This is a genomic window from Flavobacterium sp. HTF, from assembly GCF_003105115.1.
In the GTDB taxonomy this organism is placed as follows: Bacteria; Bacteroidota; Bacteroidia; order Flavobacteriales; family Flavobacteriaceae; genus Flavobacterium.
The window spans coordinates 1-7,767 of record NZ_QETH01000139.1 but is presented as its reverse complement, the minus strand read 5'-3'; the positions used below and the strand labels follow the sequence as shown (position 1 = coordinate 7,767).

General features: G+C 33.4%; 11 protein-coding genes. 7 read left to right on the top strand and 4 right to left on the bottom strand.

What is annotated here, in order from left to right:
- Positions 1–311 precede the first annotated feature (311 nt).
- A complete protein-coding gene (locus DCO46_RS21735) occupies positions 312–632 on the top strand; it encodes a roadblock/LC7 domain-containing protein (RefSeq protein ID WP_116754570.1) in 321 nt (106 codons plus the stop codon).
- A 17-nt stretch (positions 633–649) separates the two neighbouring features.
- Positions 650–1,024 carry a hypothetical protein gene (locus DCO46_RS21730; RefSeq protein WP_116754569.1) on the top strand — a complete coding sequence of 125 codons (375 nt, stop codon included), beginning with the start codon at positions 650–652 and terminating at the stop codon, positions 1,022–1,024.
- An 80-nt stretch (positions 1,025–1,104) separates the two neighbouring features.
- Here DCO46_RS21730 and DCO46_RS21725 read toward each other — a convergent pair whose 3' ends face one another.
- The 4 genes from DCO46_RS21725 to DCO46_RS21710 form a co-directional block, all read right to left on the bottom strand.
- A complete protein-coding gene (locus DCO46_RS21725) occupies positions 1,105–1,881 on the bottom strand; it encodes an alpha/beta fold hydrolase (RefSeq protein ID WP_116754568.1) in 777 nt (258 codons plus the stop codon).
- A gap of 140 nt (positions 1,882–2,021) precedes the next feature.
- Positions 2,022–2,921 carry an alpha/beta fold hydrolase gene (locus DCO46_RS21720; RefSeq protein ID WP_243416382.1) on the bottom strand — a complete coding sequence of 300 codons (900 nt, stop codon included), beginning with the start codon at positions 2,919–2,921 and terminating at the stop codon, positions 2,022–2,024.
- A gap of 7 nt (positions 2,922–2,928) precedes the next feature.
- A complete protein-coding gene (locus tag DCO46_RS21715) occupies positions 2,929–4,221 on the bottom strand; it encodes an aminopeptidase P family protein (RefSeq protein ID WP_116754566.1) in 1,293 nt (430 codons plus the stop codon).
- 263 nt (positions 4,222–4,484) lie between these two features.
- A complete protein-coding gene (locus DCO46_RS21710) occupies positions 4,485–4,898 on the bottom strand; it encodes a helix-turn-helix domain-containing protein (protein ID WP_116754565.1) in 414 nt (137 codons plus the stop codon).
- Between the two features lie 214 nt (positions 4,899–5,112).
- Between DCO46_RS21710 and DCO46_RS21705 the strand changes: the two genes are divergently transcribed.
- The 5 genes from DCO46_RS21705 to DCO46_RS21685 form a co-directional block, all read left to right on the top strand.
- Entirely contained in the window at positions 5,113–5,559 is a 447-nt protein-coding gene (locus DCO46_RS21705; RefSeq protein ID WP_116754564.1) for a GNAT family N-acetyltransferase, read from the top strand.
- A gap of 31 nt (positions 5,560–5,590) precedes the next feature.
- Positions 5,591–6,040, top strand: coding sequence for a GNAT family N-acetyltransferase (locus DCO46_RS21700; RefSeq protein WP_116754563.1), 450 nt, complete (start codon positions 5,591–5,593; stop codon positions 6,038–6,040).
- Positions 6,041–6,057: 17 nt separating this feature from the next.
- The gene (locus DCO46_RS21695; protein WP_116754562.1) at positions 6,058–6,798 is read left to right on the top strand and encodes a LytTR family DNA-binding domain-containing protein; all 741 of its coding nucleotides are present in this window, start codon (positions 6,058–6,060) and stop codon (positions 6,796–6,798) included.
- A gap of 100 nt (positions 6,799–6,898) precedes the next feature.
- Positions 6,899–7,453, top strand: a complete 555-nt coding sequence (locus DCO46_RS21690) for a hypothetical protein (protein WP_116754561.1) — start codon at positions 6,899–6,901, stop codon at positions 7,451–7,453.
- A 68-nt stretch (positions 7,454–7,521) separates the two neighbouring features.
- On the top strand, positions 7,522–7,767 hold a 246-nt coding region (locus DCO46_RS21685; protein WP_133244622.1), incomplete at its 3' end, for a hypothetical protein.

Genomic DNA, 7,767 nt, shown 5'->3' with positions numbered 1-7,767 from the left:
AGCGTAATTCGTCTGCAGTTTTCATCTGATTAAAATTTTTGCAAATTTACGCAAAAACTTCCTTTAAACCCACTTGCGATAGGGTTTGAACTAATATTTGAATTTAATTGAACAGAATGTTAGAATTTTGACCAAATCCTTTTTTTCTGTTAATTTTTTTTGAAGATAATATTTGAAAAATACTCAAAAATTAAAGTATAAATAAAAGTAATTCAAGTGGTTAGGATTACGCTTTTTTTTAACAAGTGTTTATCGGGCAATTCTGTTTAACTAAAATATCTTTGATTCTTCTTAAAATGATAAATAGCAATATGATTGATTTAAATACACTAGTGGATGAAACCGGAGCAGAATCTGGATTGATTTTTAATATTGATGGAATTTTGGTTGAATCGGTTAATCTGGAATATGATGGTAATGTAGCCGCCATGATCGGAATGATATTAAAAATGTGTTTAGAAATGTCTGAAGATATTAATAACGGAGATCTTAAACAGGTAATGATTAAAAACAATGATGGAATTGTAATCGCCAGTAAAGATCCGGAAGATAATTGTGTGGCATTACTTTCTAAAGATATAAGTAAAATGGGACTTTTGCTTCGCAAGATGGATACCATTTTCAATAATTAATTTAATACAATCAAAACATGTCAGATTTTTTACAAACGTTTCAAAATGATTTAAGAGAGAACGTTAGCGGATTCATTGCAGTTTCAGTTACTGAGTTAGAAACAGGAATGTCTTATTGCTCACTTTCTTTAAATCCGGACTTTGACCCGGAATTGGCTTCTGCTTATAACTTAGAAGTGGTTAAAGCTAAAATGAATGCAATAAAAGCATTAGGATTAGATCAAAAAATCAACGATATTTTAATTACACTAACAGATCAGTTACATATTTTGGATGTTTCTGAGGATGGAAGATATTTCATTTACTTGGCAGTTGATGCTAAGAAGGCAAATTTAGGATTGACAAGAGCAACTTTGTCTAAATTCAAAAAAGATATTATTTCAAAACTATAATAACTTTTGCCCCCGATATAATGCGAAAAAGGCTGCTTCAAATTTTTGGGCAGCCTTTTTTACGTTTTATAGATTTTGATTTATTCGAAAAATTGGGATAAGATCGTTTTTAGTTCTTCTTTGTTTTCGATATGGCTCATATGTCCGTCATCAAAAGAAACCAGCTCTGCTGTTGTATCTTCGATTTGAGCAAGATTTTCTTCGTAGTTTAAAACCGGATCTTTTTTGCCTAAGACCAGCAAAACCGGAAACAGATTTTTGTGCAGCAAAGTTTCTCTGTCTTTTCTCACTTTCATGCCTTCCAACGAAGCCACAATTCCCTGCAAAGGTGTTTTTAAAGCCTGTTCCTTTACTTTCTCAATTTCGTCTGCCAGTCGGGTTCTGTTGTTCTCGCTGAATAAATTAGCAATCGCTAAACTTACAAAGCTTACATAATTTTGTTTTACCGCTTTTATGGCGCGTGTTCTGTTTAATTTTTTATCGGCACTATCTTCTTTGGAAGTTGAATTTTGTAACACTATTTTAAGGACTTTTTCCGGATACAATTCAGCAAAAGCCAAAGCAACATACCCGCCCATTGAATGGCCTAAAATGATTACCTTTTCAATTTTTAAATATTCCAGGACTTCGTTTACAGCTCCGGCATTGTCTTCCATTTCATGAACATAACCCAAGCAGTCTGATTCGCCGTGACCTAATAAATCAATAGTAATAACACGATATTTTTCTGAGAAAAAATCAGCATATTCGTTCCACATTATTTTGTTTTCCAAAAAACCGTGAAGCAATACAATGGCGGTTCCCTGACCTGAATCGGTAAAAGATATTTTAGTGTTTTTATATAGGATATTTTTCAAAATAAAGTTTTTAAAGTGTGATATACAAAGGTAATAATTGAAAAATCTTATAAGAAATATAAGTTCGTTTCAGTTAAAAATATACGTTATTGAGTCCCAAAAAAAAAAGGCTTCCGTTTCTGAAAGCCATTTTTTAAGTTTTATGATTTTAAAAAGGAATTGATATCCGAAAAATATTTTTCTCTTGCATCGAGCCATCCGTAATGTTTGGAATGTTCCAGTAAAATTAGTTTTGAATTCGGAAACGTTCTTTGAGCCAGTTCCCCAATTTTATTACTGATAATATCTTCTTTTCCCTGAATGACTAAGACCGGATTATTAAAATTCTTTAGTTTGGCTTTGCAATCAAAATTCATTTTTTGCATATCGCTCCACAATAATCCGTTTATAGTTGAATTTCCCTGCGTAAGTCGCTCTGCAATAACAGGAACAAATTTTTGGTCATAGACATAAGCCGGAGCCATCGCTCTTCCGCGGCCTAAACGCGCTTTGTGCGAAGTGTCTCCTTTTTCGATTTTGTTATTCCAGTAATCCAGAGAATCTTTTTCGGTTTTGCTCAAACCGGCTTCAATAAGATTTGGGCTCTTCAATAAAGTCAGATCAACACCACCCGAAGAGGATAAAACTAATTTATTGATACTTTGAGGATAAACGGTCGCGTAATAAGAAGCCAGCATGCCGCCAAAAGAATGTCCGAGGATGTTCCATTTCTTGATTTTAAGATGTTTTCTCAATGATTCAATATCATCGGCCATCAGTTTCATCGAAATGGTCTTAGAATTCAATTTTGCCAGTTTCGATTTTCCGGTTCCTCTTTGGTCGTAAATAATCGTTTCCTGATTTTCGCCCAGCGTTTTCGCCATATCTTCAAAACCATTACTGTTCATTCCGGGACCGCCGTTTATAATTAAGAGCGGTTCGCCTTTTCCGAATGTTTTGTAATAGGTTTTACTCGAATCATTGTTTGTCGCATATCCTTCCGTCTGCGCGAAAGTGTTTGCGGCAATGAGTAAAAAAACGAATAAAAAAATCTTTTTCATCACGAAATTATTCATTCATCAACGTTTCGATCTCATCAACTTCAACCGGAATATTGCGCATTAAGTTAAAAGGGACTCCTTTTTCCTGAACCACAACATTATCTTCCAGACGGATTCCGAATTTTTCGTTCGGAATATAAATTCCAGGTTCAACCGTGAAAACCATATTGGCTTTCATTGGTTCGTGAAGCAAACCATAATCGTGCGTGTCAAGTCCCATGTGGTGAGAAGTTCCGTGCATGAAATATTTTTTATAAGCAGGCCATTCCGGATCTTCGTTCTGAACATCGGCTTTGTCTAATAAACCTAAACCAAGCAATTCAGAAGTCATGATTTTGCCCACTTCTACATGATATTGTTTCCAAAGCGTTCCCGGAGTCAGCATTTTTGTAGCTTCATTTTTAACATTCAAAACCGCTTTGTAAACCGCTTTTTGGCGCTCAGAAAAACGTCCCGAAACCGGAATTGTTCTCGTCATATCGCTTGAATAATTGGCATATTCAGCCGCAACGTCTAACAGAATCAAATCTCCGTCTTTACATTGCTGGTTGTTTTCGATATAATGCAAAACATTCGCATTATTTCCTGAAGCAATAATTGGGGTATAAGCAAAACCTTTAGAACGGTTACGGATAAATTCGTGAGCTAATTCAGCCTCAATTTCATATTCGGTAACATTTGGTTTTACGAATGATAATAATCTTCGGAAACCTTTCTCGGTAATATCACAAGCCTGCTGAATCAAATCAATTTCTTCGCTTTCTTTTACAGAACGTATTCTTTGCAAAATTGGGTTACTTTTCGCTACGTTGTGTGCAGGATAACGCTCTTTCCACCATTTTATAAAACGGGCTTCGCGTGTTTCTGTTTCAACCGTTGCGCGGTAGTGTTCGTTGGTGTTGATGTACATCGTATCGGCATACGTCATCATTTCGTTCAAAATTTTATGAAAATCCTGTAACCAATAAACCGTTCTAATCCCCGAAACCTGAAATGCACGTTCTTTAGTCAGTTTTTCGCCTTCCCAAACTGCGATATGATCGTTGGTTTCTCTCAAAAAAAGAATTTCTCTCTGGTGCTCATAAGGCGCATCCGGAAACAAAAGCAAAACACTTTCTTCCTGATCAACTCCGCTCAGATAAAAAATGTCTCTGTGTTGTGCAAACGGCAAAGTACTGTCGGCACTAATCGGGTAAATGTCATTGGAATTGAAAACGGCAACCGAATTTGGTTTCATTTCTGCTGTGAATTTTCTGCGGTTTTTTACAAAAAGAGCGCTGTTTATTTGATGATATTTCATAATTGTTTCGTTTTTGAACTTCGATTTTCAAAATTAGTGATTTTTGAATAAGTGGCGTATAGTTGATTTATTAAAGTTTTCTTATTTGTTTTGAGTTTGCCACAAAGGCGCTAAGACACAAAGTTTTTGATAATCTTGTTAGTTCGGTATAGCTCGTGTCTTCGTTCCTCAGAATGACAAGATTGAGAATAAACATCAAACAAAAAAACCGAAACAATTAAGCTTCGGTTTAGTCATTACTTGGGAGTAAATCTTTTTGGGTGTTATTTTTCTTTAAGTAATTTTTCTAAATAAGCAGCTTTATCTTTTTCGATTTGAATCAATCTTTCATAAAGTTTTTCATTCTTTTCAATAGTTTCCAGAAATTTATCTAGCGGATTAAAAGTGCATGCATGACTTATTACGGAAGAACCAGTATTGTTTTCTATTTCAATAGTATTTCCAATAATATTAAAAACAGCATCTTCAGAAAAATTTTTAATAGCTTCGCTTGAAACTCCTAATGCATCAGCAATAGTTTTCAGTTTTTCGTCGTCAACGCTTTCGCTTCCTTCAATAATAGAGATCGATTGTTGGGTTGTGCCAATAGCAATAGCAAGCGCTTCCTGCTTCATATCTCTAAGTTCTCTAATTCGGCTTATGTTTCGGCCAATATGTTTTGGTTTTGCTGTGCTCATGATTCAAAGATATTTAAAATTCTTTTATATTTTTGATTTTGGTTTAAAACAAATTGTATTTGTGAAATACATTTTCAGATTAATTTAGCGGCACAAATATACAATTTTTCTTACTATTATTGATTTTGAATATTAATATTTTTTGGTTTTTGTCATTTCAGTCGAAATGACAAGATTGCGTATATTTACATTACATGATACATGAAAGAAAGCTATGAAACCAAAAATCAAAATCAGAAAAGCAGAAAACCAAGACCTGGACTTCGTCTACAAAGCAACCTGCGAACTCGAAAATGAAGTTTTAGATTTTGAGGTTTTCCAAACGATATTCAATGAAAATATTTCATACCCAAAAAATCTATATCTGATTGCCGAAAACGAAACAGAAGGTTTAGGATTTATTAGTTTTCATACCCAAAATCTTTTACATCATTGTGGATTGGTGGGTGAAATTCAGGAGTTTTTTATTCATCAAAAATATCGTGGTCAGGGCGTTGGAAGAGTATTGATAAACGAGATTTTAAATTTTGCAGATCAGTATAATTTAAAAAGCATTGAAGTAACCACAAATAAAAATCGAATAGAAAATGTGGCGATTTATGAGAATTTGGGTTTTGCTTTGAGTCATAATAAGTTTACGATTCTTCGTTCCTCAGAATGACAAAAAATCGATAGATTTCAATTTCAAACCAATGACAATAGAAAAAGCCAACATAACCGACAACGAAATCCTCACAGGAATAACCAAAAAGTCAAAAGCCTATTGGGGATATTCTGCAGCGCAAATTCAGAAATGGGATAAAAATTTAACTATTTCTCAGGATTATATTAGAGATAATAACACATTCAAACTGGTAGATAATGATTTAATTATAGGTTATTACTCTTATGTTTTTGAAAATGAAAAAGTAGTTAAACTGGATAATTTATTTATCTTGCCCGAACATATTGGCAGAGGATTTGGAAAATATTTACTTCTGGATTTCTTAAACCGGATGAAAGAAGAAAAAACAGAAAAGATTATATTAGATTCTGAACCCAATGCTGAGGAATTTTACGCCAAAATGGGATTTGTGAAAATAGGAGAGTTTGAAACTTCCATAAAAAACCGTTTCATGCCTATTATGGAAATGAAACTTTAAAATCTAACTTACATAAAGTGAAACAGCTAAACATTTCCATAAAATATAACCTAATAGTTGGTTTGCTGATTGGCTTATGGCTTTTCATTTTTGCCATTATCATAAAACCTTTTGACGACGGCACTATAGATTTCAGAGCCTGGTTTTTAATCAGTATAGGGTTTAGTACACTGGCATTTTTGTCGTACGGGATTTTAACTTTAGTCCAAAAAAGCGTTTATAAAAGAACAGTAAAGTGGAATATCGGTTTCGAAATTGCCAGTATTCTTTTCTGCTATTTGATTTACCTGATGGCAATTTATTCCTATTATAAAGGCCCGATTTTAAAAGGTGGTTATAGTTTTTCAGAATTCTTTTCTGTAATTTTTATAAAAGTCGCTTTGATTCTGACTCCCGTAATTATTCTTGCCAGAAGATATTTAATCAAACTCATTCCGATAAAAGAAGATGTTTTAGTATTTAGGGGAGAAAACAAATTAGATGTTCTAAAAATCAAAAAAGCCGATTTGGTTTGCATTTCCAACGCTCAAAATTATGTTGAGATTTTTTATATCGAAAATGACAAACTCAATTCGAAAATCATTCGGTCTTCGCTCAAAAAAGTTCAGGATGATTTTGGTTTTTTGGTGCAAATTCATCGTTCGCATTTAATAAATCCGATGCATTTTAAATCCTGGAGAAATGCAAATACAATTATATTGACTCAAATTGAACTTCCGGTTTCTAAAAATTATAAAGAAGCTTTGTTGGGATTGTAAATTCATACCTAAAACAATGCATTTCGTACCTAAGTCAATAAAACACAGCTTTCCCGTAATTTTTCAATTTAGTTTTGCTTCATCAATTTTAAAATAAATTATGAAAACAAAACATTTTTGCCAGATCGGTTTGCTATTTTTCCTCGCCAGTTATTTATTATTTTCAAACATTTTACCCAATTTAAATACATCAATAGATTTTGCCCATTGGTTCAATTTAATTGGAGCTTGTTTTTTGTTGTCGTTTAATGATGTATTTCCTAAAAACAGAATCAATACACTTGCTTCTGTGCTGACAGCTTTGGGCGTTATTGCTCATATTGGGCTCTGTACAATCGATTTTATAATGTCAGGTTTTGGTACTGATGAAACGGCAAAAGCAGCATTGAGTCTTCAAATCAGTAATTCGCCAGAAGTTCTTTATCCTTTTGTCATTGTTGGTCCCTCGTTGCTTTTTGTTGGTTTGGCGGTTCATGCTTTAAATTTTATTAAAACACAAACTATAATTTCCTTAATGGTTGTTTTGGCTTCGGCTGCTATTGGTTTTTCTTTCTTTGTTTTAAAAAACGGAGTATGTATGTTTCTGAGTTGTGTGGTTTTTGTTTTGGGACTGGGTTTGTTGCTTTTTAAAAAAGAAGCAGTACTGAACGAATAAAAAGTAGCGTTAAAATTGAAACTTTTGTTTTAATTCGTAATTTCGTTTTATAACCTAGATTAAAAAGATTGAAAAAACACCTAAAATACCTAATCACACTCTTTCTGACCTTTGTCGTGATTGCGGGCGATGGTACTTTATATTCTCAATCCGGATCGGCTGAGTATTACCAGTCTTCATTTGTAGTTGTAAAAAGGGAATTAAACCTTAATAGTTCCCGATTATATAAATTCGGACGGGTTTCTTCCTGTATTAAAACAGGATTTTCAATTGTTTTAAATTTTATTAAAACCGAAAATGTTTTTACTTTTCAA

Bases quoted from the DNA above. Each gene is read 5' to 3' on its own strand.
- DCO46_RS21720 (WP_243416382.1), bottom strand. From the start codon at position 2,921: ATGAAAAAGATTTTTTTATTCGTTTTTTTACTCATTGCCGCAAACACT.
- DCO46_RS21730 (WP_116754569.1), top strand. From the start codon at position 650: ATGTCAGATTTTTTACAAACGTTTCAAAATGATTTAAGAGAGAACGTT.
- DCO46_RS21735 (WP_116754570.1), top strand. From the start codon at position 312: ATGATTGATTTAAATACACTAGTGGATGAAACCGGAGCAGAATCTGGA.
- DCO46_RS21715 (WP_116754566.1), bottom strand. From the start codon at position 4,221: ATGAAATATCATCAAATAAACAGCGCTCTTTTTGTAAAAAACCGCAGA.
- DCO46_RS21710 (WP_116754565.1), bottom strand. From the start codon at position 4,898: ATGAGCACAGCAAAACCAAAACATATTGGCCGAAACATAAGCCGAATT.
- DCO46_RS21690 (WP_116754561.1), top strand. From the start codon at position 6,899: ATGAAAACAAAACATTTTTGCCAGATCGGTTTGCTATTTTTCCTCGCC.
- DCO46_RS21705 (WP_116754564.1), top strand. From the start codon at position 5,113: ATGAAACCAAAAATCAAAATCAGAAAAGCAGAAAACCAAGACCTGGAC.
- DCO46_RS21700 (WP_116754563.1), top strand. From the start codon at position 5,591: ATGACAATAGAAAAAGCCAACATAACCGACAACGAAATCCTCACAGGA.